At 64.9% G+C, this 22,525-nt stretch carries 22 protein-coding genes; 8 read left to right on the plus strand and 14 right to left on the minus strand.

Annotated features, from left to right (window positions below):
* Positions 1-96 precede the first annotated feature (96 nt).
* Both Q8K05_RS17790 and Q8K05_RS17795 read right to left on the minus strand, forming a co-directional pair.
* Entirely contained in the window at positions 97-702 is a 606-nt protein-coding gene (locus Q8K05_RS17790) for a MarC family protein (protein ID WP_305247943.1), read from the minus strand.
* A gap of 38 nt (positions 703-740) precedes the next feature.
* Positions 741-1,154: a VOC family protein gene (locus tag Q8K05_RS17795; RefSeq protein ID WP_305247944.1), complete on the minus strand. Its 414-nt coding sequence runs from the start codon at positions 1,152-1,154 to the stop codon at positions 741-743.
* A 188-nt stretch (positions 1,155-1,342) separates the two neighbouring features.
* Here Q8K05_RS17795 and Q8K05_RS17800 point away from each other — a divergent pair, with 188 nt between their 5' ends.
* Together Q8K05_RS17800 and Q8K05_RS17805 are read left to right on the plus strand one after the other, a co-directional pair.
* Positions 1,343-2,152 (plus strand): PhaM family polyhydroxyalkanoate granule multifunctional regulatory protein, encoded by an 810-nt coding sequence (locus tag Q8K05_RS17800; protein WP_305247945.1) that lies wholly within the window; start codon positions 1,343-1,345, stop codon positions 2,150-2,152.
* Between the two features lie 46 nt (positions 2,153-2,198).
* Positions 2,199-3,491: an FIST N-terminal domain-containing protein gene (locus tag Q8K05_RS17805; protein WP_305247946.1), complete on the plus strand. Its 1,293-nt coding sequence runs from the start codon at positions 2,199-2,201 to the stop codon at positions 3,489-3,491.
* Here Q8K05_RS17805 and Q8K05_RS17810 read toward each other — a convergent pair.
* On the minus strand, positions 3,452-4,786 hold the full coding sequence (locus Q8K05_RS17810) for a D-amino acid dehydrogenase (protein ID WP_305247947.1): 1,335 nt from the start codon (positions 4,784-4,786) through the stop codon (positions 3,452-3,454). The genes Q8K05_RS17805 and Q8K05_RS17810 overlap by 40 nt on opposite strands.
* 394 nt (positions 4,787-5,180) lie before the next feature.
* On the opposite strand from Q8K05_RS17810, the gene Q8K05_RS17815 reads away from it, so the two are divergent.
* Entirely contained in the window at positions 5,181-6,503 is a 1,323-nt protein-coding gene (locus tag Q8K05_RS17815) for an Ig-like domain-containing protein (protein ID WP_305247948.1), read from the plus strand.
* A 92-nt stretch (positions 6,504-6,595) separates the two neighbouring features.
* Here Q8K05_RS17815 and Q8K05_RS17820 read toward each other — a convergent pair whose 3' ends face one another.
* From Q8K05_RS17820 to Q8K05_RS17845, 6 genes are all read right to left on the minus strand, one after another.
* On the minus strand, positions 6,596-8,374 hold the full coding sequence (locus Q8K05_RS17820; protein ID WP_305247949.1) for a glycosyltransferase family 39 protein: 1,779 nt from the start codon (positions 8,372-8,374) through the stop codon (positions 6,596-6,598).
* Positions 8,375-8,378: 4 nt separating this feature from the next.
* The gene (locus Q8K05_RS17825) at positions 8,379-8,921 is read right to left on the minus strand and encodes a GtrA family protein (protein ID WP_305247950.1); all 543 of its coding nucleotides are present in this window, start codon (positions 8,919-8,921) and stop codon (positions 8,379-8,381) included.
* The gene (locus Q8K05_RS17830) at positions 8,921-10,147 is read right to left on the minus strand and encodes a glycosyltransferase family 9 protein (RefSeq protein ID WP_305247951.1); all 1,227 of its coding nucleotides are present in this window, start codon (positions 10,145-10,147) and stop codon (positions 8,921-8,923) included. The genes Q8K05_RS17825 and Q8K05_RS17830 overlap by 1 nt, the downstream gene beginning before the upstream one ends.
* Before the next feature lie 3 nt (positions 10,148-10,150).
* Positions 10,151-11,347 carry a tRNA guanosine(34) transglycosylase Tgt gene (gene tgt / locus Q8K05_RS17835; RefSeq protein WP_305247952.1) on the minus strand — a complete coding sequence of 399 codons (1,197 nt, stop codon included), beginning with the start codon at positions 11,345-11,347 and terminating at the stop codon, positions 10,151-10,153.
* 22 nt (positions 11,348-11,369) lie between these two features.
* Complete coding sequence (queA, locus tag Q8K05_RS17840; RefSeq protein WP_305247953.1) at positions 11,370-12,440, minus strand: tRNA preQ1(34) S-adenosylmethionine ribosyltransferase-isomerase QueA; 1,071 nt, start codon at positions 12,438-12,440, stop codon at positions 11,370-11,372.
* Positions 12,441-12,542: 102 nt separating this feature from the next.
* Positions 12,543-12,698 carry a hypothetical protein gene (locus tag Q8K05_RS17845; RefSeq protein ID WP_305247954.1) on the minus strand — a complete coding sequence of 52 codons (156 nt, stop codon included), beginning with the start codon at positions 12,696-12,698 and terminating at the stop codon, positions 12,543-12,545.
* A gap of 9 nt (positions 12,699-12,707) precedes the next feature.
* Here Q8K05_RS17845 and Q8K05_RS17850 point away from each other — a divergent pair, with 9 nt between their 5' ends.
* Positions 12,708-13,124 (plus strand): hypothetical protein, encoded by a 417-nt coding sequence (locus Q8K05_RS17850; RefSeq protein WP_305247955.1) that lies wholly within the window; start codon positions 12,708-12,710, stop codon positions 13,122-13,124.
* 61 nt (positions 13,125-13,185) lie between these two features.
* Positions 13,186-15,267: an ATP-dependent DNA helicase RecG gene (gene recG / locus Q8K05_RS17855; protein WP_305247956.1), complete on the plus strand. Its 2,082-nt coding sequence runs from the start codon at positions 13,186-13,188 to the stop codon at positions 15,265-15,267.
* Between the two features lie 103 nt (positions 15,268-15,370).
* On the opposite strand, the gene Q8K05_RS17860 is transcribed toward recG, so the two are convergent.
* Genes Q8K05_RS17860 through Q8K05_RS17870 form a run of 3 tightly spaced genes read right to left on the minus strand, consistent with a single transcriptional unit; the run spans position 15,371 to position 18,628 of the window.
* Positions 15,371-16,318 (minus strand): hydroxymethylglutaryl-CoA lyase, encoded by a 948-nt coding sequence (locus Q8K05_RS17860; RefSeq protein WP_305247957.1) that lies wholly within the window; start codon positions 16,316-16,318, stop codon positions 15,371-15,373.
* Complete coding sequence (locus Q8K05_RS17865) at positions 16,315-17,655, minus strand: CaiB/BaiF CoA-transferase family protein (protein WP_305247958.1); 1,341 nt, start codon at positions 17,653-17,655, stop codon at positions 16,315-16,317. Before Q8K05_RS17865 ends, Q8K05_RS17860 begins: the two co-directional genes overlap by 4 nt.
* 37 nt (positions 17,656-17,692) lie before the next feature.
* On the minus strand, positions 17,693-18,628 hold the full coding sequence (locus Q8K05_RS17870) for a LysR family transcriptional regulator (RefSeq protein WP_305247959.1): 936 nt from the start codon (positions 18,626-18,628) through the stop codon (positions 17,693-17,695).
* Positions 18,629-18,821: 193 nt separating this feature from the next.
* Between Q8K05_RS17870 and Q8K05_RS17875 the strand changes: the two genes are divergently transcribed.
* The 3 genes from Q8K05_RS17875 to ubiA all read left to right on the plus strand — a co-directional run bounded on the left by Q8K05_RS17875 (position 18,822) and on the right by ubiA (position 21,350).
* Positions 18,822-19,805 (plus strand): hydrogen peroxide-inducible genes activator, encoded by a 984-nt coding sequence (locus tag Q8K05_RS17875; protein WP_305247960.1) that lies wholly within the window; start codon positions 18,822-18,824, stop codon positions 19,803-19,805.
* Between the two features lie 116 nt (positions 19,806-19,921).
* Positions 19,922-20,422: a Dps family protein gene (locus Q8K05_RS17880; protein ID WP_305247961.1), complete on the plus strand. Its 501-nt coding sequence runs from the start codon at positions 19,922-19,924 to the stop codon at positions 20,420-20,422.
* A gap of 88 nt (positions 20,423-20,510) precedes the next feature.
* On the plus strand, positions 20,511-21,350 hold the full coding sequence (ubiA, locus tag Q8K05_RS17885; protein ID WP_370868910.1) for a 4-hydroxybenzoate octaprenyltransferase: 840 nt from the start codon (positions 20,511-20,513) through the stop codon (positions 21,348-21,350).
* A 23-nt stretch (positions 21,351-21,373) separates the two neighbouring features.
* Here ubiA and proC read toward each other — a convergent pair whose 3' ends face one another.
* Entirely contained in the window at positions 21,374-22,213 is an 840-nt protein-coding gene (gene proC / locus Q8K05_RS17890) for a pyrroline-5-carboxylate reductase (RefSeq protein WP_305247962.1), read from the minus strand.
* Between the two features lie 70 nt (positions 22,214-22,283).
* The coding region (locus tag Q8K05_RS17895) for an FGGY-family carbohydrate kinase (protein ID WP_305247963.1) at positions 22,284-22,525 on the minus strand (242 nt) is incomplete at its 5' end.

Consider the following 22,525-nt stretch of genomic DNA (forward strand, 5'->3'; position numbering starts at 1 on the left):
GTTCGGCGACAACATTCGCATCGAAGCCAAGGTCAAGGACGGGCAGTAGGTGGTCGGCGCGTTTGACCAGTAGGTGGTCGAAGCCGACTGATGGGCTCAGGGGGCCTTGGCGAGCTGGACCACAAACAGCCGTATGCCGCGCAGCAGCATTTCGACCGAAATAGCCACCAGAATCAGGCCCATCAGCCGCTCAAAGGCCATCATGACGCGGTCGCCCGCCAGCCGCTGGATCCGCTCGGACAGCACCAGCACCACCGCGCAGACTGCCATGGTCACGCACAGCGCGGCCACCCACTCGAGCCGCCGGGCCGGGGCTTGCGAGACCAGCAGCATCACCGTGGCCAGCGCTGACGGGCCCGCCAGCGCCGGAATGGCCAGCGGCACGATCAGCGGCTCGCCCTGCGGCGGCGCCGCCTCGGGCTGCGTCGACGGAAAAATCATGCGCAGCGCGATCAGGAACAGGACCACGGCCCCGGCGATCTGCAGCGACAGCTCGCTCAGGTTCATCAGGCGCAAAAAACCGTCGCCCACAAACATGAAGGCCAGCAGCAGCAAAAAGGCAATCAGCACTTCACGCAGGATGACCCACATGCGCCGCTCGGGCGCGACGTTGCGCAGGGCGTTGACAAAGATCGGGATGTTGCCAAACGGGTCGGTGATCAGCAGCAGCAAAATGGTGGCCGAAACGAAGGTGTAGGCCATGGCGTCAAGTGCTCATAAAGGGGGGTGTCCAGGCGGTTTCAAGCGGCGTAAAGCGTGTCCAGCGACCGCAAGCCCTTGAGCTCCATCGGGTTGCCAAACGGGTCGCAAAAGAACATCGTCCATTGCTCGCCCGGCTCGCCTTCAAAGCGCACCTGCGGTGCCAGTACAAACTCGGTGCCGGCCGCCTGCAGACGCTGGGCCATGGCCTGCCAGTCCGGCAGGCCCAGCACCAGCCCGAAGTGCGGCATGGGCACCAGATGCGCGCCCACATGACCGGTGGGCGCCGTCTTGAACGGCTCGCCCAGATGCAGCGACAGCTGATGACCCGCAAAATCAAAATCTACCCAGGTGGAGGTAGAGCGGCCCTCGGTGCAGCCCAGCACGTCGCCGTAAAAGCGGCGGGCCCGGTCCAGGTCGGTGACATTGAAGGCGAAGTGGAAGAGGCTTTTCATGGCGCAAGCTTAGCAGCACAGGCCGTGCTGGCGCGGGCCGCAGCGGATAAAAACCGGTTGACGTGCTGCTCTGGCGTTGCACAATGAAGGGGTGTGCCAGGGCCCGGGATTCGGGTCCGCAAACCAGGTCATCCCCGCCGTTCAGACCCGCAACGCAGCCATAACGTACAAACCGCCAGGAGACACCCATGAGTAACGCAGACAATCCTTCCTTTCCCGATTTCGGCAAGCTGGTGCCTGGTTTTGATTTTTTGCAAAACCTGACCAGGCAGGCGGCCGCCAGCAGCACGCCAAGCACCGCGCAGTTGCCCAATCTGGGCGGCTGGGTCGCGCCCACGCTCAATGTGGAAGACCTGGACAAGCGCATCCAGGAGCTCAAGGCGGTCCAGTTCTGGCTGGACCAGAACGCCGCAGCGCTCAAGGCCACCATCCAGGCGCTGGAACTGCAAAAAATGACCCTGGCCACCCTCAAGGGCATGAACTTCAATATGGCCGACGTGGCCAACGCCTTCAAGCTCAAGACGCCCGACAGCGCGGCCGACAAGCCCAACACCTTTGCCGGTTTCGAGATTCCCGCGTCGGCTTTTCAGGCCGCCAAATCCAGCGCTGCCCCCGAGGCCGAGTCCCCTGCCTCAGCCCCGCCGACCAAGGCCAAGTCCGACGCGGCGCCTGCGGCCGGCGTGGTGGACCCGATGCAGTGGTGGGGCGCGCTGACCCAGCAGTTTCAGACCATTGCCGCCGAGGCCATGAAGGAAGCGGCCAAAAAATCCGTACTGGACACCGAGGTCGTGAAAAAGGCCACCGGTCTGGCCAAAGGCATGGCCGAAAGCGCCACCAAAACCGTTGGGGGCGGCGCGCGCGCCGCCATGGACACCGCGCTGCGCAGCAGCCAGGCCTGGCCCACGCCGGTCGCTGCCAAAACCGCATCGCGGGCCAGCGCCAAGGCACCCGCCCGCAAGGCCGCTGCCCGCAAAACCACCCGTAAATCAGGGGATTGATCGGCCGCGTCATCAGCCTGCCCAATCACCCGTACAGCGAGATGTCATGAAGCTTTTTCCCTATGGTCACGCCACCCATCCGCAATGGCAGATGGCGGCTGGCCTGGTGCTGGCGCAGCTGCGGGCCCGCCTCGCCACGCCCGGCTATGCCGATTCGCCCACGCTGGCGCTGCTCTACATCACCGACCACTACGCCACGGATGCGCAGGAAATCCTGGATCACCTGAGCGCCGAGCTGCCCGACATCACCGACTGGAGCGGCACCGTGGGTGTCGGCATTGCCGCCAACAACGTCGAGTATTTTGACGAGCCCGCACTGGCGGTGATGCTGTGCGAGTTGCCGCACGACCAGTACCGCGTGTTTTCCGGCGTGTCGCCGCTGCCGCCGGCCAGCAGTGGCCTGTTCAAGGCGCATACCGCGCTGGTGCATGCCGACGCGGCCACGCCCGATGTGGCTGAACTGATTGACGAGATGGCCCAGCGCACCGAAAGCGGCTACGTCTTTGGCGGCCTGGCTTCCAGCCGTTCCCGCGCCGTGCAATTTGCGCTCAGCGGCCACGGCAATGTCAAGGGACAGGGCGCGGCCGGAGGTGTTTTCAGTGGCGGCCTGAGCGGCGTGGCCTTTGCGCGCGATCCATCGGGCGCGATGGCGCTGATGTCGCGTGTCACGCAGGGCTGCCGGCCCATCTCCGCGGAGCACGAAATCACGGCCTGTGACGCCAATGTGGTGACCGGACTCGACGGCCAGCCCGCGCTCGATGTGATGCTGGCCGATCTGGGTGTGTCGCTGGAGCAGCCGCGCGAGGCGCTGGCCAAGGTGCGCATGACGCTGGTAGGCCTGAGCCCTTCTCTGGACCGCCTGAGCGATGCCCGCGTCCGGTACGCTGGTCAGTTCGGTGCCGATGTGCTGGTGCGCCACCTGATCGGGCTGGACCCGGCGCGCAAGGGCATCGCGATTGCCGAAGTGCCCACGCCGGGCATGAAGCTGGCGTTTTGCGAACGCAACGCCGAGGCCGCGCGTGCCGACCTGGTCCGCGTGTGCGCCGAAATCCGCGAAGAGCTGGAGCCGCAAGAGGCCACGCGGGAAGTAGTCAGTGCCCTGAATGCGCCCGATGCCGAATCAGCGCCGCATGCGGCCCGGCGTATTGCCGGCGCCATTTACGTCAGCTGTTCGGGACGCGGCGGGCCGCACTTTGGCGCGCCCAGCGCCGAACTGCAGATTGTGCGGCGTGCCTTGGGCGACGTGCCGCTGGTCGGCTTTTTTGCGGGCGGTGAAATTGCCCGCAATCACCTCTACGGTTATACCGGCGTCTTGACGGTGTTCACCGCGGGCGACTGACGGCTGGCGCGCGTCATGCCCTGAAACGCAAAGTCCACTTCGGGCAGGTGCCCGCTCATAATGTCTGCCAGCGCCTTGCCCGAACCACACGAGTGGGTCCAGCCCAGCGTGCCGTGGCCGGTGTTGAGGAACAGGTTGCTCACGCGGCTTCTGCCGATCAGTGGCACGTTGCTGGGCGTGGACGGTCGCAGGCCGCTCCAGAATTGCCCGCGGCTCAGGTCCGCAGCCCCGGGAAAGAGTTCTTGCGTGCGCCGCAGCAAGCCCTGGCAGCGGGTTTCGTTGAGCTGGCGCTCGTAGCCGCCCAGTTCGGCCGTGCCAGCAATCCGCAGGCGGTCTTCCGTGGCGCCATGGCTGTCCTGGGTGGTGTAGCGGCTGAACACCAGCTTGTATTCGTCGTCGGTCAGCGACACCTCATAGGCGAGCGAAGGGTCGATCACCGGCGCCGTGAGCGAGTAACCCTTGGCCGGGTAGAGGGGCAGCCTCAAGCCCAGTGGCGCGGCCAGGGCTGGGCTGAAGCTGCCGGCCGCCAGCACGTAGCTGTCGGCGCTCAGTTGCACATAGCGGCCCGAGGGGTCGGTCGCCTCCACATGGGTGATGCTGTCGCCCGCAGGCACCAGACGCGTGATGTGGTGGCTCATCAGGAAGCGCACGCCACGCGCCTCGCACAGCCGTGCCAACGCAAGAGTGAACTGGCGCGCGTCACCTGATTCGTCTTCGGCCGTGTAGGTGGCACCCACCAGGTGCGGGCGGATGGAAGCCAGCGCAGGCTCGATCGTCACCGCCTCATCGGGCGAGATCACGTGGCGCTCGCAGCCGAGTTCACGCATCTGGCGCGCCGGGTTCAGCGCGCCATCGAACTCCTTTTGCGATGTGTAAAAGTGCAGGATGCCCTGCATGCGCTGGTCGTACTGGATGCCCGTGTCGCGCCTCAGCTGCTGCAGCATCGTGCGGCTGTAGGTGCCTAGCCGCACGAGCTGCCCGATGTTGTGGCGCGCGCGCGCGGGCGTGCATTCGCGCAGGAACTGTAGGCCCCAGGCCCACTGGCGCGGATCGGCCTGCAGCCGGAACAGCAGCGGCGCATCTTCCCTGGCCAGCCACTTGAGCACCTTGAACGGGGCGCTCGGGTTGGCCCAGGGCTCGGCGTGGCACACCGAGATTTGCCCGCCGTTGGCGTGGCTGGTTTCAGCGGCAGGCGAGGCTTGCCGGTCAATGACGGTCACTTCATGGCCGAGCTGGGAGAGATACCAGGCCGAGGTGACGCCGAGCAGTCCGCTGCCGAGAACGAGAACGCGCATTTGTATGACTTTTCCGATAAATAGACCATGCGGGACGGGTACAAGTAGCTATCGTAAATATAGCAAATTGAGGCTTGGTGCGGCTAAAAAATAAGCGAAACCGCGTTTCGCCGATTGCCGCTTTGGTGGGACGGCTGGGCCCTTTTCTTTCCAGTCTATCAAACCGTTGATTGGAACCTCTTGGAGAAACGGAAGCCCTCGCGTGAGCAATACCTGCGATGGTCTGACAAAGGGTTCAACGCGGCCTGTGGCGGATGGCGATCAAAAACGCCGGGCATGGTGTCCCGTTCGGCGTCGCTTTCGTTGACAACCTACCTTCATCGCCCGTTTTCGCCTACAGGCGCTTTCCAGGGTGTGTCTATATTAGAAATATCTACTTTTTAAGGTATTCGTCATGAAAACACAGCTACGCAACCAAGTGGCGGCCCTCTTTTTTCTGCTGCCCGCCGCCGCCGCCCTGTCTATTTTGCCCACGGCGGCGATGGCGCAGCCCGCTGAGGCCGAATTGCGGTCCCTGCAGGTCACCTCCGATGGCGGGCTGGACGCGGGTTCCGAACTGCAGTTCACGGTGGAAGGCGCGCCGCGCGGAAGGGCGCATGTCCGTATTGACGGGGTCAACCGCAATATTTTGCTCAAGGAAACCTCGCGCGGTGTCTACACCGGCGCCTACACCGTCAAGCGGCAAGACCGTATCAACGAGGACAGTGCAATACGCGCCACGCTGCGGGTGCGCAACCGCAGCGTCGTGGCCAACTACAGCTTTCCGGCCGGAATTTCCCGCCCGCAGGTCGCCGCTGCGGCGCCTTCGGCGCTGAAAATCGACCGTTTTTCCGTGGCCCCCATCGACAAGATCGAGCCGGGTGCCGAGCTGCGCTTCACGCTGAACGGCATGCCCGGCGGCGTTGCCGGGTTCGACATTCCGGGTGTTGTCAGCAATGTGCCGATGCGGGAAGTGCGCCCTGGCGTCTATGAAGGCGCCTACACCCTCAGGCGGCTGGACAAGCTGACGCCTTCGCGTCCCATTGTGGCCACGCTGCGCGCGGGCGACCGGTCCGTCACCTCGGCCCTGACCCAGTCCCTGACCGCCGATGCCAAGCCGCCCGTGATCCGCAACATGGCGCCGCGCGACGGCGAAGCGGTGATGGACGGCGGCGCCATCGCGGTGTCGGGCACGTTTGACGACGCGGGCGGCGTGGGCGTTGACCCGGCCACCGTGCGCATCATGCTGTCCGGGCGCAACATCACCGCTGACAGCCAGATCACGCCGCAGTTCTTCACCTACCGCGCCGACCTGCCGCTGGGTCGCTACACGGTGGACGTCACAGCCCGGGATATGGCCGGCAACGCCGTGCACAAGACCTGGAATTTTGACGTGGTCACCCCGGTGGGCGCCGCACCTGCCGCCGTGCCGCTGCAAATCACCAGTCACGCCAACAACACCGTGATCGAGGGCAGCACGACAGTGGTGCGCGGCCGCACCGCACCGGGCGCTCTGGTGGACGTCAAAGTGGTCGGCATCCCCCCTGTTGTGGGCCAGTTCGGTGTGACCCAGAATGTGCTGCAGCAGCGGGTTCAGGCCGATGGCAACGGCAACTTCTCCTTCAGCTTTGCGCCGCAGCTGCCATTGCCCGGAACCCGCTACGAAATCACCATGGAGGCGTACAAGGGCAATTTGAAGGCCGAATCGACGCTGGTGTTGTTCCAGAAGCAGGGTTAAGCGTTGGATTTACGATCAAATCGACCTCTGGTGCTTATGCTGCGGGAGAAAGCCGCTACTGATTCAGTAGCGGCTTGCCGGGCTGGTCCGGCTCAGGGCGCCAGCCGCTCCACCAGGTATTCCTGAGCGTACCAATAGGTTTCAGGCGTTTTGAAGGCGGCCAGCGTGCCTTCCTTGTCGTCCTGCCGCGAACGCAGGTCCCAGCGCACATCCAGAATCCGGCACTGCACGCAAGGCGCCTGCCCGACGCGCCGCTGCACCAGCGCATAGCGGCTGGTCTTGAACAGGGCATCCACATCGGTGTAGTCCACCGGCTGCTCGGCTTGGTAGGGAATAATTTTGGCGCCGGTGATGATGAACTGGTAGCGTTCAAACTGGCCGTTGAAGTTGGTGGGCACCGAAACCGCCTGACCCTGCAGCAGCGCAACCGTGTCGGCGCGAAAGCGGCCCAGTTCGCCATTGAAGGGCGCGGTGGCCCAGGCCAGCGCCAGCAGCACGGCAAAGCTCGACAGCGCCGCAACCGGGCGGGTCGCGCGCTTTTTGACCATGCCCAGCACGCAGGCGGCGGCCAGAAGCACCAGGAACAGCCAGAACAGCGGTGAATACAAGGCCGTGTTTTGCGTGGCGCGCACCGCGCCAAAGCCGATCAGGCCCATGGCGAGTGCGCCCAGCAGGCTTAGGGCCAGCGTGAGGCTGAACCAGATGCGCGGGATGCGGTGCCAGTACAGCGCGATCAAGATGCCCAGCGCCGGCATGGCCGGAATCAGGTAGCGGGTCGAGCGCTGCGTGGGCAGCATGAACACCAGCGCCAGCGCCAGCAGCCAGAGCCACATGATTTTTTCAGCGTCGCTGAGGGTGTGCGTCGTGCCCGCACGCGCGCGGTAACTGCGCCAGGCGGCCACCATGGAGCCGACCGAGACCGGCAGCAGGAACAGGGCGTTCGAGAAATAGCCTGTCAGGATGGTCAAAATGCCGCTGCTGCCGCTCAGGGCGGTGGCAAAGTAACCCCGCGACGAGTTCATCTTGCCGGCATTTTCACCGACCACAAACTCGCGCCAGACTTCGCCGGGCTGCGGATCAATCGCAAACCAGAGGCTGAACATCGCCAGGCCAATGGCGCAGATGGCGGCGACCTTGAGGCCATCGGGCAGGATGCCGCGCCGAAAAAGTTTCCACGGCGCCTGTTTGGCGCCCACGGCCTGGTAGCACAGCGCCAGCGCAAAACCCACCGGGATCACCATGACGAAGGATTTGTAGAGGCAGCCTATGCCAATGGCCAGGCCGGCCAGCAGCGGAAACTTCCAGGTTGATGCCAGCAGCCGGGCGGGCGACCAGGCCAGTGCAAAGAACACGCCAAACAGCCAGAAGGTCTCGGGCGCGCTGGTCAGGTAGGGCCGGCCATAGCGGTAGCTGGTAAAAAAGGACAGGTAAATGATGGCGGCGATGGCGCCCATGGTCAGGGCATGGCGCTGCCGCGCATCGGCGCTGTCGCCATTGGCGGTGGCGTTCGCGAGCGGCGCGGCATCGCTGCGCACCATCTTCCAGGTCAGCAGGCCGACCATGAGCGCAATCGCCCACGAGTAAATCACGCTGGGCAGGCGCAGGGCCAGCAGCGTCCAGTGCTCGCCCCAGCCGCCGGCCAGCATGGCTTGCCAGAACAGCAGCGGCGGCTTGGTGTTGCGCATGAAGTCGTAGGAACTCACCAGCGGCAGCCAGTGGCCGCTCTCGGCAGTCAGGCGCGCGATGTGGGCGTACACCAGTTCGTCGCCGTTGCGCGGAATATGGTCGCCGCCCAGTCCCACCAGATAAGCCAGGGCCACAGCGAAGGCCAGACCCAGCCAGACGTAGTGGGCGGGAAGGCGGAATTTCATTGTTTCAGGGCTGGTCATGGCGGTGCTCGGATGGGATGGCTTTGGCGTCGGCAGCGCTGGGCGGCGGGGATTTCTTGCGATGGCGGCGAAACGTCAGCCGGTCGTTGGCGACAAAGTTGACCACGCTGGCCACCGCAATCGCCATCAGGTTGGCCACGATGTAGTGCCAGTAGACGGCCAGCCATTTGGTCAGCAGCGACTGAACCACAATCGACAAGGCAGCGGCCATCACGTACTTGGAAAACAGCAGCAAGGCCGACTGCGGGATGTTGCGCCCGCGGTCACGCCAGGTCAGGCGCCGGTTCCAGTAAAAATTGCTGATGGTGGCCACCGTAATCGCCAGCGCAATCGAATAATTGAGCCGCACATGGAAGTCGGCGATGCCTTGCAGCAAATGCTCCTGCGCCGCATACAGCACGGCGATATTGATCACCGTACCGCTGGCACCGACCACGCCAAACTTGATGAAGCGCCAGTGCGCCATGGGCTGCAGCCGCGCGGGCAGCAGACTGACCAGCCGCTCGGCGAGGGATCTGAGCCTGGACATCAGGCGCTGGCCAGAAACGCACGCGCTTTGGCGAGCACCGCAGCGGGCGCTATGACCTTGAGGCACTGGTTGTCGCCGTCGCAGTACGATGAGCGGTGGTTGTAGGCCGTCAGGCAGGGCGAGCACGGCCACTGGCTGTAAAACGAATAACACTGCGGCGTGAGCGGCGCGTACAGGCTGGGTGTTTCGGGGCCAAACAGCATCAGCGTCCAGATCGGCGTGAGCGCGGCGAACTGGCCCGGGCCGCCGTCGTTGGTGACCAGCAGGCGCGCCCCATGAAACAGCGCCAGCAGCTCGGAAATCGAGCGCGTGTAGCCGGTCAGGTCAATCACCGGGCTGGCCGGGAAAGCGGCCTGCACGTTGGCCACCAGTTGCCGCGCCAGCGCCTGGTCGTCTTTGAGGCCAATGACCGCCACGGCGCAGCCGTCGGCCACCAGGCCTTCGCACAGCGCGGTGTAGGAGGCCAGCGGCCAAGCCCGGATCGGCAAAATGCCGCCGCCCGGATACACCAGCACCAGCGGCTTGCCTGCAATGGCCGGGAAATCCTGGGCCAGCCGCGTCTGGATGCCCTGGACCAGCGCGCCGTCCAGCTGCACATGCGGCGGCGGCTTGGGCGTGCCCACCACTGGCAGTTTGGATTTCGGCACCGCCGTCGAATCAATGGCCCGCGCCAGCGTCAGAAACTGCGCGCTGATGTGATGGTAGGGGTTGTAGGGGACGCGCCGGTTGATGTGCGAACCCCGGTACAGACCTTCCTGCGTGTGGCGGTGAAAGCCCACCCGCACGGCCGCGCCGCTGGCATAGGACAGCAGGCTGCTGATACGCGAGAACAGCTCGCAGTCGATCGCCACGTCCACGTTGGCGCTGCGCAGCGCCTTGATGGCGCTCCACAGGCTGGAGAGCAGGGAGGTCAGCGATCGGTCGTCGACCGTGTGCACGTTGGCCGGGTCCATCACCTGCATCAGGTCGAGGATTTCGCGGTTCTTTTTAAACAGCAGCGCATGCAGCGCAGCGTCCGGGTAGCGTGCTTTGAGCCGCGCGAACATGTCGTTGGCCAGCACCAGACTGCCCATTTCGGACAGCAGAATCACCACGATGGCGCGCGGGGTTTTGTCATTGACCGGCGCCGGTCGGAACCGGCGCATCAGCGCCTCTGCGCCAGATACCGCCGCGCACAGCGGAATACCGGCCCAGCGGTCCACAAATCGCTGCAGGTTGATGTTCACGGCTCAGACCCCGCGCTGCCGGTCGATGCGGAACTGCGCGGCGAACGCGCCAAAGCGGCCCGCGTCCAAGGCGTCGCGCACTTCCTGCATCAGGTTCAGGTAATAGTGCAGGTTGTGGATGCTGGCCAGCATGGGGCCGAGCATTTCGCCGCAGCGGTCCAGGTGGTGCAGGTAGGCGCGTGAAAAACCGCCCGACGACGTGCCGTCGGGCATGGTCCGGCCCTTGCAGGCGTAGCAGCCGCAGCTGGTGTCTGCCGGCTGCTCGTCGGCCTTGTGGCGCGCGTTGCGGATTTTCAGGTCGCCAAAGCGCGTGAACATGTGGCCGTTGCGCGCATTGCGGGTCGGCATCACGCAGTCGAACATGTCCACGCCCGCGGCCACGCCCGCCACCAGGTCTTCGGGCGTGCCCACACCCATCAGGTAGCGCGGCTTGTTGGCCGGCAGGCGGTGCGGCGTGTGCGCCATGATGCGCAGCATTTCTTCCTTGGGCTCGCCCACGCTGACGCCGCCGACCGCATAACCGGGAAAGTCCATCTCGACCAGCGCGTCCAGCGACTCCTGGCGCAGGTTTTCAAACATGCCGCCCTGCACAATGCCAAACAGCGCGTTCGGGTTGCCCAGCCGGTCAAACTCGTCCTCGCAGCGCTTGGCCCAGCGCCGGCTCAGTTCCATCGAACTGCGTGCTTCGCTTTCGGTGGTGATGTGGCCCTTGGTGTCGTAGGGCGTGCATTCGTCAAACTGCATCACGATGTCGCTGTTGAGCAGCGTCTGGATCTGCATCGAGATTTCAGGCGTCAAAAACAGCTTGTCGCCGTTCACGGGTGACGCAAACCGCACGCCTTCTTCCGAAATCTTGCGCATCGCGCCCAGCGACCAGACCTGAAAGCCGCCGCTGTCGGTGAGGATGGGTTTGTGCCAGCTTTCAAACTTGTGCAGCCCGCCAAACTGCTCGATCACGTCCAGCCCCGGACGCATCCAGAGGTGAAAGGTGTTGCCCAGGATGATCTGCGCGCCCATGTCGTGGAGCGACTGCGGCATCACGCCCTTGACGGTGCCGTAAGTACCCACCGGCATGAAGATAGGCGTTTGCACCACGCCGTGGTTGAGCTTCAGGGTGCCGCGCCGGGCGTACGAGCCCAGGTAGGCGCCAGCCCCTTCGGAGGCGGCCGGATCGGTTTTCAGAACTTCAAATTCGAGCATTTCGTGATTGTCGCAGGTGTATTCAGGGGGCCTGGCGGCTCAGCAGCATCGCATCGCCATAGCTGAAAAAGCCGTAGCGCGCCTCAATCGCGTGCCGGTACAGCGCCATGATGTGTTCGTAGCCCGAAAACGCGCTGACCAGCATCATCAGCGTGCTTTTGGGCAAATGGAAGTTGGTCAGCAGCAGGTCCACCACCTTGAAGTCAAAGCCCGGCGTGATGAAGATGTTGGTGTCGTCGCAGGCCGGGCCAAATTTGGCGGCGGATTCCAGCGCCCGCACCGTCGTCGTGCCCACGGCCACCACGCGCCCGCCGCGCGCCTTGCAGGCAGCAATGGCGGCATGCGTGGCGGGCGGCACTTCAAAGCGCTCGAAGTGCATGACGTGGTCGGCAATCTGCTCGGCCTTGACCGGCTGGAACGTGCCCGCGCCCACATGCAGCGTGACGCTGGCGCGCGCAATGCCGCGCGCCTCCAGCTGCGCCAGCACGGCTTCGTCAAAATGCAGCGCGGCCGTCGGCGCGGCCACGGCGCCCGGGTTCTTGGCAAATACCGTCTGGTAGCGCTGTTCGTCGTCCGCCGAATCGCTGTGGGTGATGTAGGGCGGCAGCGGCACATGGCCGTGCTGGGCCATCAGCGCATACGGGTCGCTGCTGAGCCTGAAGCGGTACAGCGGCCCGTGCGCCTTGGGCCAGCGGCCCAGCAGCGTGGCGGTAAAGCCGCCATCCATCTGCAGCACGGCGCCGGGCAGGGGCTTTTTGCTGACCTTCATGTGGGCGGCGACTTCATGGCCGGCGTCCGCATGGGGCGACAGCACGCGCTCGATCAGCAGTTCGAGCTTGCCGCCGCTGGCCTTCTGGCCGAACAGCCGCGCCTTGACGACCTTGGTGTCGTTGAATACCAGCAGGTCGCCGGGCAGGAGCAGGCCGGGCAGGTCGGTAAAGCGGCGGTCTACGGGCGCAGGGCCCCGGCCGTCGAGCAGGCGCGACGCGCTGCGCTGGGCCGCGGGGTGCTGGGCAATTAATTCGGGGGGGAGGGCGAAGTCAAAGTCGCTTAGGGTGAACGCGCGGGGCGCGTTCGGGGGAAAAAAGTTCATGCGGCTTGAGGGCTGGACGAGCCCGTTCCAAGGGTTGGGAAGTCAGGGATTGTGTCAGATATTCCTGACCTTCCTCAACCCTCGGGTGCTTCGCAGCGGAGATTACTTGAAGGTCAGTGTTTTCCCTGCAACGGCCAGTGTGTAGCGCATGCCCAGGGCATTCCCCTGGGTGTCTATCTTGTAGCAACCCGCTGCGGTGCCGGTTTGTACACCCGCTGCGTTCTTGATCACACGGTTGGCGCTGGCGGCTTCGGTCAAGGCGGCGCAATGACGTTACATGGCTTGCGCCACTTCTTCATAAAACTGAGCCAAACTACAGAGCAACAACCTGCGGGACTTTTCGCCCGCGCTACGCTTCGGCATTCCCGTGTTGAATCCCCAGCAGACGTTCAAACAATTTGGCCTTTCCATAACAAGGAGCCCTACACCATGAGTAACTATGCGCTTCGCCTGCCCGAGTCTCTAAAGCAGGCTGCCAAACGGATTGCGGCCGCTGATGACACCACCATGAACCAGTTTTTCGTGGTGACTATTGCTGAAAAAATCAGCGCCATGGAAACCGCGCAGTTTTTTGAAAAGCGCGCAGCGATGGGCAGTACGGCGGCAGCTGATGCGGCCTGGGCCAAAGTGGGCACGCAATCTGCCATCCCTGAAGATGTTTGGACGCCATCCGTCGGGGCATGACTGGTTGAGCAGTTTCCGGGCACCGATTAGACAAGTCTGAAGTAGCGGGCAAAATCGGCGCATGACTCCGCCGCCTGCCAAATCACTGAACAAATCGCCGGCCCAAAAAGCCCTCGAAAAGCTGGGCCTGCGCCGCGCCACGGATCTGGCGCTGCACCTGCCGCTGCGCTACGAGGACGAGACCCGCATCACGCGCCTGAGCGACGCGCGCGACGGCGAGACGGTGCAGCTTGAAGGGGCGGTGACGCACAGCGAAGTCGTGCTCGGCCCGCGCCGCCAGTTTCGCGTCACGCTGGACGACGGCAGCGACAGCTGCGTGCTGCGCTTTCTGCACTTTTACCCCTCGCACCAGAAAACGCTGAGCGTGGGCGCCCGGGTGCGGGTGCGCGGCGAGTTGCGGGGCGGCTTTTGGGGTCGCGAGATGGTGCACCCGAGCTTCAGGCTGGCGGGCGGCGCGCTGCCGGCGGCGTTGACGCCGGTCTACCCCACCGTGGCGGCCTTGCCCCAGCTGTATCTGCGCAAGGCGGTGCTCAGCGGTTTGAACCGGGCCGACCTCAGCGAGACCATTCCGGCGCAGTTTTTAAGCCAAAACATGCCTCAGCCCTTATGCAGTCTGCGTGAGGCGCTACAGTTTTTGCACCACCCCGCACCCGACGTGGCGCTGTCCGAGCTGGAAGACCGCAGCCATCCGGCCTGGCAGCGGCTCAAAGCCGAGGAGTTGCTGGCCCAGCAGCTGTCGCAGCTGCAGGCCAGGCGGGTGCGCGACGCGATGCGCGCGCCCGCACTCAGCGGACCGGCCATGCGCGGCACCCAGTGCACGCTGCAGGAACAATTGCTGGAGCGCCTGCCGTTCCGGCTCACGGCCGCGCAGCAGCGGGTTTGCGCGGAAATTGCGGCTGACCTGCAAAAAAGCATTCCCATGCACCGCCTGCTGCAGGGCGACGTCGGCGCCGGCAAGACCGTGGTGGCGGCGCTGGCGGCAGCGCGCTGCATCGATGCGGGCTGGCAGTGCGCGCTGATGGCGCCCACTGAGATTCTGGCCGAGCAGCATTTTCGCAAACTGATCAGCTGGCTCGAACCCCTGGGCATCACCACCGCCTGGCTCACCGGCAGCCAGAAGGCCAAAGAGCGGCGCGAGATGCTGGCGCTGATTGAAAGCGGCCAGGCGGGGCTGGTGATTGGCACCCATGCCGTGATCCAGGACAAGGTGAAATTCAGCAACCTGGCGCTCGCCATCATTGACGAGCAGCACCGCTTTGGCGTGGCGCAGCGGCTGGCGCTGCGCAGCAAGATGACCGACGATGGCCAGGAGCCGCACCTGTTGATGATGACCGCCACGCCGATTCCGCGCACCTTGGCCATGAGCTACTACGCCGACCTCGATGTGTCCACCCTTGACGAATTGCCGCCCGGGCGCACGCCCATCGTCACCAAGGTGGTGAACGAAGCCCGGCGCGACGAGGTGATCGAGCGGATACGCGGGCAAATTGAAGAAGGCCGGCAGATTTACTGGGTCTGCCCGCTGATCGAGGAAAGCGAATCGATCGACCTGGTCAACGCCACGCAGACGCACGAAGCGCTGAGCGCCGCCTTGCCCGGCGTGCTGGTCGGCCTGCTGCACTCGCGCATGCCGGTGGCCGAGAAAAAAGCCGTGATGAGCCTGTTCACCGAGGGGGTGATGGGCGTGCTGGTCAGCACCACCGTGATTGAAGTCGGCGTCGACGTGCCCAACGCCTCGCTGATGGTGATTGAGCACGCCGAGCGCTTTGGCCTGAGCCAGCTGCACCAGTTGCGGGGCCGGGTCGGGCGCGGCGCGGCGGCCTCGGCCTGCGTGCTGCTGTACTCGACCGGCGACGCGCCCCGGCTGGGCGAGACAGCGCGGGCGCGCCTCAAGGCCATGGTGGAAACCCATGACGGCTTTGAAATTGCCCGGCGCGATCTGGACATCCGTGGTCCGGGTGAGTTTTTGGGGGCCCGCCAGTCGGGCGCGCCGCTGTTGCGCTTTGCCGACCTGCAGACCGATGCGGATTTATTGGCCTGGGCGCGGGAGGTGGCGCCCGTGATGCTGGACCAGCATGCCGAGCTGGCGCAGCGGCATGTCTTGCGCTGGCTGGGCGGAAAAGCGGAGTATTTGAAGGCCTGAGCCCGACGTGGCGGGCTCGCTACATCACCCCGGGGGGCAATCCGCCGTGATGGTGAAGTCCACCGTGCCGGCCAGCAGGTCGGCCAGGGCCGGGCCGGTGCGCTCAGGCGGTTCCGCCTTCGTCGTTAGTGGTAGCTCTGACTCCTGCAGGCGGCGCGTGCAGGTCGGTGATGCGGCCGGCCTTGGCCACCTGGCCGGGAACGTCATGGCCCACGATCTCTGGCAGCTGTTTGGCCACCGCCAGCAGCCTGGAAAGATCCATGCCTGTGTCGTAGCCCATCGCGTCCAGCATGTGAATCGCGTCTTCGCTGCTGATGTTGCCGCTGGCCCCCGGCGCGTAAGGGCAGCCACCCAGACCGCCGAGCGAGCCGTCGAAACGGATGATGCCGCCCTGGACTGCCGCCAGCAGATTGACCAGGCCCATGCCGCGTGTGTTGTGAAAATGCAGCGTCAGTTCGAGTTGGCTAAAACGCTGCTGCAGGGCCTCGGCCATGCGGCTGACCTGGGCCGGGTGCGCCATGCCAGTGGTGTCGCAGATCGTCACGCCGCGCACGCCCAGATCGGCAAAACGGCTAACCCAGGCCAGTACATCGTCCTGGCTGACCGCGCCTTCCATCGGACAGCCAAAGCTGCAGGACAGCGAGACGTTGATCGGTGTGCTGCCGTCGACGCTGTGGATGACTTCCGATAACGCTGCAAAACTGTGTGCCATGGTCATGCGCAGGTTGGCCAGGTTGTGGGTCTCCGAGGTCGACATCACCAGGTTGAACTCATCGGCCCGCGCTTCCAGCGCCCGTTCTGCGCCGCGCTGATTGGGCACCAGTACCGTGTATTCGACGCCCGGCACGCGCCGGATGCGGCCCATCACCTCCTCGGCATCGCGCAGCATCGGGATCGCTTTGGGCGAGGTGAAGGAGGTGACCTCGATCTTGGCGTAGCCGCATTCGCTCAGGGCGTCGACCAGCGCTACCTTGGTGTCGGTGGGGATGAAGGCCGGCTCGATCTGGAAACCGTCGCGCGTCGCCACTTCGTTGAAGAAAATGCGTGTCATGGGGTAACGCCTGAAACAATGCCCTTGTCCTTGAGACCCTGAATTTGCGCGGGTGTGAGGCCGAGTTCGTGCAGCACGGCCTCGGTATCCTGGCCCAGTGCTGGCGCATTGCGCCGGTGGCTGCCCGGCGTGGCGGACAGCTTGGGCACGATGCCGGGCACGGACAAGTGGCTGCCGTCATCCATCCGGACGCTGGCCAGCATGCCGCGCGCCTGGTAGTGCGGGTCGGCGGCAATGTCGGCCACGGTGTAGATGCGGCCCGCCGGCACCGAGGCTTCGCTCAGCGCCGTCAGCACCTGCTCCACGCTGCGCTGCGCCGTCCATTGGCCGATGGCCTGGTCAATCCCGATGACGCGGGCGACGCGGCCGGCGTTGTCGGCCAGCGCCGGGTCGGCGGCCAGGTCGTCACGCCCAATGACCTTCATCAGGCGTTTGAAAATGCTGTCGCCGTTGCCCGCAATCAGGACATAGGCCCCCATGCTCCCCGCTTCGCGTGGTTCGCTGCCCCCCGAGGGGGCTGGCCTGGCTTGGGGCGGCCCGGCGCTGGCGGCCGATGCACTCTCGTCCTTGCAGCGGTAGGCATTGCTGGGTGCAATGCCGGGCAGGGCGCTGCCGGCCGGGCCGCGCACCGCGCCGAAAGCGCTGTATTCGGGCAGCAGGCTTTCCATGCAGTTAAACACCGCTTCGTAAAGCGCGACATCAATCACCTGGCCCTGGCCTGAAACATGGCGGTGTTGCAGCGCCAGCAAGATGCCAATCACGCCATGCAGCGCCGCCAGCGTGTCGCCGATGCTCACGCCGACACGCACCGGCACGGCGCCGGGATCGCCGGTCAGGTGACGCAAGCCACTCATGGCCTCAGCCACCACGCCAAAGCCCGGGCGGTCGCGGTAGGGGCCGGTCTGGCCATAGCCGCTGATGCGCAGCATGATCAGGCGCGGATTGAGCTTGAGCAACTCGTCAGGGCCCAGTCCCCAGCCTTCCATGGCGCCGGGACGAAAGTTTTCGATCAGCACGTCGGATTCCCGTGCGAGTTGTCGCACGATGGCCTGCGCCTCGGGTTGCTTGAGGTCGAGCGCCAGCGAGCGCTTGTTGCGCGACTGCACCTGCCACCAGACTGAGGTGCCGTCCTTGAGGAGGCGCCATTTGCGCAAGGGATCGCCCGTGCCCGGGGGCTCGATCTTGATGACTTCGGCGCCGAAGTCGGCCAGTGTCTTGGCCGCGAACGGGCCGGCGATCAATTGACCCAGTTCGAGTACCTTGAGCCCGGCCAGCGGACCGGTTGCGACGACGGGCCCATGGGTCGTCAATGTTTCTGTTTCAGGAGGTGTTGTCATGGCTGCGGAGTTTGCAGCAGGGGCCGGCGTTCGTCTATTACTGCATGGTGCGTCCAGCCTTCGCGTTTTGCGAAGGCTGGACCAGGAAATCCACCAGCGCGTTGATGCCGGCGTCCTGCTCCCCCGCCGTCGTGGCCACCAACAGGCGACGGCGGGCCCAGGCGTCCAGCAAGGGGCGAGACTTTAGCTTCATGGCCCGCAGGGTGGGCAGCGCCGCAGCTTTGGGGAGCACCGCAATGCCCAGGCCCGAGGCGACCAGATGGCACACCGCATCAAAGCTGCGCACCTGCATGCGCAGCCGGAATGGCTTGTTCGCCGCCAGCGCTGCCTGCTGCTGCTGTTGCAGCATGGCGGCGCCCGCCGTCAGGCTGATCCAGTCTTCGTCCAGCGTATCCGCAAACGGGAGGGGCGTTTGCGATGCTGCCAGCCTATGTCCGGCCGGCAGCACCAGTACCAGTTGGTCTTGTTTGAACAGCTGTGTGGTCAGCCCGGCCGTATCGGGGCCCTCCACGAAGACGCCCAGGTCGGCGCGGCCTTCACGCAGTGAAGTGACCACGGTTTCCGAGGTCTGCTCCTCCAGGTCCACCCGGAGTTGGGGCTCAAGCACCGCGTAGCGCGCCATCAGGGGCGGCAAAAACTGGATGATCGCGGCGGTGCTGGCGGCCAGCCGGATGTGGCGCGCAATGCCCTGGCGCAAATCGGCCAACTCGCCGCCCAGGCTGTCCATGGTCTGCAGCAGCGTCAATCCGTGCTTGACAAACACGCGGCCGGCCGCCGTGGGGGTCAGTCCCCGGGCATGGCGCTCGAACAGGGCCTCTCCCAGGGCATCTTCGAGTTCGCGAATGCGCCGGCTGCTTGCCGCCAGCGCCAGATGGCCCTCGCGTGCGGCTGCGGTCAGGCTGCCGGTCTGGGCACAGGCCACCGCAAGCCTGATCGACACCAGGTCAAATCGGGCGAGATTGATGGCGCTCATGGCAGGCTGCTTTCAGAGTAATTTGGCGTGGTGATGGTTGGTCGTTCATTGTTTTATGCCCCATAAGCTGTTGATTATGCGGACCGCCTGCCCCGCTGCCGTGCCACGATCCGGCCTGCCCGCTTTTGCTGCGGGGGGTGTCCTGTGCGGCTTGAGTTGGTGTTTTTTGGGCGCAGGGTGCCACAATCACACCATGACGCTGACCGAACTCAAATACATCGTGGCCGTGGCGCGCGAAAAGCATTTTGGCCGGGGTGCTGAGGCCTGCCATGTCTCGCAGCCGACGCTCAGCGTGGCCATCAAGAAGCTGGAAGAGGAACTCCAGGTCAAGCTGTTTGAGCGCAACGCCAATGAAATCACCGTGACGCCGCTGGGCGAGGACATCGTGCGCCAGGCCCAAAGCGTGCTGGAGCAGGCGGACAACATCCGGGAGATCGCCAAGCGCGGCAAAGACCCGCTGGCGGGGGCCTTGCGGCTGGGCGTGATCTACACGATAGCGCCCTACCTGTTGCCCGACCTGGTGCGGCAAGTCATTGTGCGCACGCCGCAGATGCCGCTGATGCTGCAGGAGAACTTCACCGTCAAGCTGCTTGAAGAGCTGCGCACCGGGGAAATTGACTGCGCCATTTTGGCCGAGCCGTTTCCCGACACCAACCTGGCGATTGCGCCGCTGTATGACGAGCCTTTTATGGCGGCCGTGCCCAGCGCCCACCCGCTGGCCGCGCGCAGCAGCATCTCGGCCGAAGAGCTCAAGAAGGAAACCATGCTGCTGCTGGGAACGGGCCACTGCTTTCGCGACCATGTGCTGGAAGTCTGCCCCGAGTTTGCAAGGTTTTCCAGCAACTCCGACGGCATTCGCAAGAGTTTCGAGGGCTCGTCGCTGGAAACCATCAAGCACATGGTGGCTGCGGGCATGGGCATCACGCTGGTGCCGCGCCTGAGCGTGCCCAGGGAAGCGCTGGCCGAGCCGCCCGCCGGCAAAAAACCGGCCAGGGGCAAAAGCGCGGTGGCCGCCGGGCCGCCTTCGTACATCACCTACCTGCCCTTCGAGGGCCATCTGCCGACCCGGCGCGTGGTGCTCGCCTGGCGCCGCAGTTTCACGCGCTACGAGGCGATTGCCGCGCTGCGCAACGCGATTTACGCCTGTGAGCTGCCGGGTGTCACGCGCCTGTCGTGAGGCTGGCGCGCTTGAATGGCTTCATGACGCTTGCCTATGGCGCGTATAGGCGGCGGCTGTTGCTGGTGCCGGCCAGATCACGTAAAGTTGTGCCTTAAATTTTGAAAGGGAAAATCATGGCCAAGTCGCATGGAAAAACCGCCCCGTCCATCAGTATCGGCATCAGCGACAAAGATCGCGCTGCGATTGCCAAAGGCCTGAGCCGGCTGCTGGCCGACACCTACACGCTGTACCTGACGACCCACAACTTTCACTGGAATGTGACCGGGCCGATGTTCAACACGTTGCACCTCATGTTCATGGCGCAGTACACCGAGCTCTGGAATGCGGTGGACCCGGTGGCCGAACGCATCCGCTCGCTGGGCCATCCGGCGCCGGGCTCTTACGCGCAGTTCAGCGCGCTGGCATCGCTGCCCGATGTGCCTGCCACGCCGCCCAAGGCGCTGGAAATGGTGCGCATTCTGGTGGAGGGCCACGAAGCCGTGGCGCGCACCGCCCGCGAGCTGTTTCCGCTGGCCGACAAGGCCGGTGACCAGCCCACGGCCGATCTGCTGACGCAGCGCCTGGCGGTGCATGAAAAAACCGCATGGATGCTGCGCTCCCTCCTTGAAGAATAAGGAACGCATGAGCGTCGCAGGGCCGCCCCAAGGCGCGAAGACCCCCTCGGGGGGCAGCGCAGTCCACAAAGTGGCAAGCGTGGGGGCAATTTATTTGCAGTTAATCCGCTGGAATCGTCCGGCGGGATGGCTGCTGCTGCTCTGGCCCACGCTGTCGGCGCTGTGGGTGGCTGCGCATGGCTTTCCGGGCTGGCACCTGATCACGGTGTTCACGCTGGGCACGTTTTTGATGCGCAGCGCGGGCTGTTGCGTCAACGACGTGGCCGACCGCGAGTTTGACCGCCATGTCAAGCGCACGGCCGGACGGCCGGTGACCACCGGCGCGGTGTCGGTTAAAGAGGCGCTGGGGCTGGGCGCGCTGCTGGCGCTGCTGGCGTTTGGCCTGGTGCTGACCACCAACGCGGCGACGATTGCCTGGTCGTTTGCGGCGCTGGCCGTCACGCTGATGTATCCCTACGCCAAACGCTATGTGTCCATGCCGCAGGCTGTGCTGGGCGTGGCTTTCAGCTTTGGCATTCCGATGGCGTTTGCCGCGGTGCAGTCGCGCGTGCCGCTGCTGGCCTGGGTGCTGCTGCTGGGCAATTTGTTCTGGGTGATTGCCTACGACACCGAGTACGCCATGGTGGACCGGGACGATGACCTGAAAATCGGCATGAAAACCTCGGCCATCACGCTCGGGCGTTTCGATGTGGCAGGGGTCATGCTCAGTTATCTGATTTTTATATCAATTTGGGTCGTAGCCCTTATGGATAGGGCTCAGTCAGCTATTTATTTAATAGCTATCGGGGTGGCCCTGCTGCAGGCGCTGTGGCACGGCTGGCTGATCAGAAAGCGCCAGCGCGACGACTGCTTCAGGGCGTTTCGCCTGAATCACTGGCTGGGCTTTACGGTGTTTGCCGGCATTGCCTTGTCTTACGCGGTGCGCTGAACCGGGCGCTGCGGTTCAGCGGCTCAGGTTGCGCCGAACTCGTCGCCCATCTCGGTGGCGCGCTTTTGGGCGGCATGCATCGCCTGCATGAACTGCGCCTTGATGCCGGCCTGCTCCATGGACGTGAGCGCCGCGTAGGTCGTGCCGCCTTTGGATGTGACGCGGGCGCGCAACACGTCGGGCGGCTCTGTCGCTTCTTTGGCCAGTGCCGAAGCGCCGACAAAGGTGCCGACCGCCAGCTGGTGCGCCTGTTCACGGCTCAGGCCCATGTCGGTGCCGGCCTCAATCATGGCCTCCATGAAGTAAAAAACGTAGGCGGGGCCCGAGCCCGAAAGCGCGGTCACAGCATCGAGCTGGTCTTCCTGCGTCAGCCACATGTAGTCGCCGGTGGTCTGGATCACGCGCTCGACCGCCCGCCGATCGGCTTCGCTGACGGCCGGGCGGGCGAACAGGGCGGTCATGCCCTGGCCGATCAGCGCGGGCGTATTGGGCATGGCGCGCACGATGCGTTCGGTGCCCAGCCAGGCGGCAATGCTGTCCGAGCGGATGCCGGCGGCCACGCTCAGGTGCCGGGCTGCCGGGGTGTGCGCGCGGGTTTGCGCTGCCGCTTCCCGGAAGGTCTGGGGCTTGACGGCCCAGACGATCAGGCTGGCCCGGCTGAGTGACGCGCCAGGGGCTTCGCTGACCGCGACCTGAAACTGCTGGGTCAGCCTGGCCCGCTGCTCTGCAAAAGGCTCGACCACCTGGATCTGGCTGGCCGGCAGGCCGCGCTTGAGCAGCCCGCCCATGATGGCGCTGGCCATGTTGCCGCCGCCTATGAAGGCGATGTGTTCGTTGCTGTTGTCAGTGGTTTGGGGCTGCATGCGCGTGGACTCGCTAAAAAATGAGGGCGGTTTTGAAAGCATACGCCCGGCCGCTGATTGTCGTTCAGGGCTACTGCAGCACCGTTTGCCGCACCGCATGCTCCCACTGCGCCATCAGGTCGGCGGCGCGCTCGGTGCTGAGCGTGGGCAAAAAGGTGCGCTCTGCGCGCCACAGGCTGGAGAGTTCGTCGGTGTTGCGGTACACGCCGCTGGACAGGCCTGCCAGCCAGGCGGCACCCAAGGCGGTGGTTTCAGTGACGGCCGGGCGGACCACCGGAATGCCAAGCAAGTCGGCCTGGAACTGCATCAGCA

Source organism: Polaromonas sp., from assembly GCF_030682935.1.
GTDB lineage: Bacteria > Pseudomonadota > Gammaproteobacteria > Burkholderiales > Burkholderiaceae_C > Polaromonas.

Excerpts from the sequence above, each read along its gene's own strand:
- queA (WP_305247953.1), bottom strand. The coding sequence starts at position 12,440 with ATGAACTTTTTTCCCCCGAACGCGCCCCGCGCGTTCACCCTAAGCGAC.
- Q8K05_RS17825 (WP_305247950.1), bottom strand. The coding sequence starts at position 8,921 with ATGTCCAGGCTCAGATCCCTCGCCGAGCGGCTGGTCAGTCTGCTGCCC.
- Q8K05_RS17880 (WP_305247961.1), top strand. The coding sequence starts at position 19,922 with ATGGCCAAGTCGCATGGAAAAACCGCCCCGTCCATCAGTATCGGCATC.
- Q8K05_RS17795 (WP_305247944.1), bottom strand. The coding sequence starts at position 1,154 with ATGAAAAGCCTCTTCCACTTCGCCTTCAATGTCACCGACCTGGACCGG.
- Q8K05_RS17865 (WP_305247958.1), bottom strand. The coding sequence starts at position 17,655 with ATGACAACACCTCCTGAAACAGAAACATTGACGACCCATGGGCCCGTC.
- Q8K05_RS17815 (WP_305247948.1), top strand. The coding sequence starts at position 5,181 with ATGAAAACACAGCTACGCAACCAAGTGGCGGCCCTCTTTTTTCTGCTG.
- tgt (WP_305247952.1), bottom strand. The coding sequence starts at position 11,347 with ATGCTCGAATTTGAAGTTCTGAAAACCGATCCGGCCGCCTCCGAAGGG.
- Q8K05_RS17850 (WP_305247955.1), top strand. The coding sequence starts at position 12,708 with ATGACGTTACATGGCTTGCGCCACTTCTTCATAAAACTGAGCCAAACT.
- proC (WP_305247962.1), bottom strand. The coding sequence starts at position 22,213 with ATGCAGCCCCAAACCACTGACAACAGCAACGAACACATCGCCTTCATA.
- Q8K05_RS17810 (WP_305247947.1), bottom strand. The coding sequence starts at position 4,786 with ATGCGCGTTCTCGTTCTCGGCAGCGGACTGCTCGGCGTCACCTCGGCC.
- Q8K05_RS17870 (WP_305247959.1), bottom strand. The coding sequence starts at position 18,628 with ATGAGCGCCATCAATCTCGCCCGATTTGACCTGGTGTCGATCAGGCTT.
- Q8K05_RS17820 (WP_305247949.1), bottom strand. The coding sequence starts at position 8,374 with ATGAAATTCCGCCTTCCCGCCCACTACGTCTGGCTGGGTCTGGCCTTC.
- Q8K05_RS17875 (WP_305247960.1), top strand. The coding sequence starts at position 18,822 with ATGACGCTGACCGAACTCAAATACATCGTGGCCGTGGCGCGCGAAAAG.
- Q8K05_RS17790 (WP_305247943.1), bottom strand. The coding sequence starts at position 702 with ATGGCCTACACCTTCGTTTCGGCCACCATTTTGCTGCTGCTGATCACC.
- Q8K05_RS17860 (WP_305247957.1), bottom strand. The coding sequence starts at position 16,318 with ATGACACGCATTTTCTTCAACGAAGTGGCGACGCGCGACGGTTTCCAG.
- Q8K05_RS17800 (WP_305247945.1), top strand. The coding sequence starts at position 1,343 with ATGAGTAACGCAGACAATCCTTCCTTTCCCGATTTCGGCAAGCTGGTG.
- recG (WP_305247956.1), top strand. The coding sequence starts at position 13,186 with ATGACTCCGCCGCCTGCCAAATCACTGAACAAATCGCCGGCCCAAAAA.
- Q8K05_RS17805 (WP_305247946.1), top strand. The coding sequence starts at position 2,199 with ATGAAGCTTTTTCCCTATGGTCACGCCACCCATCCGCAATGGCAGATG.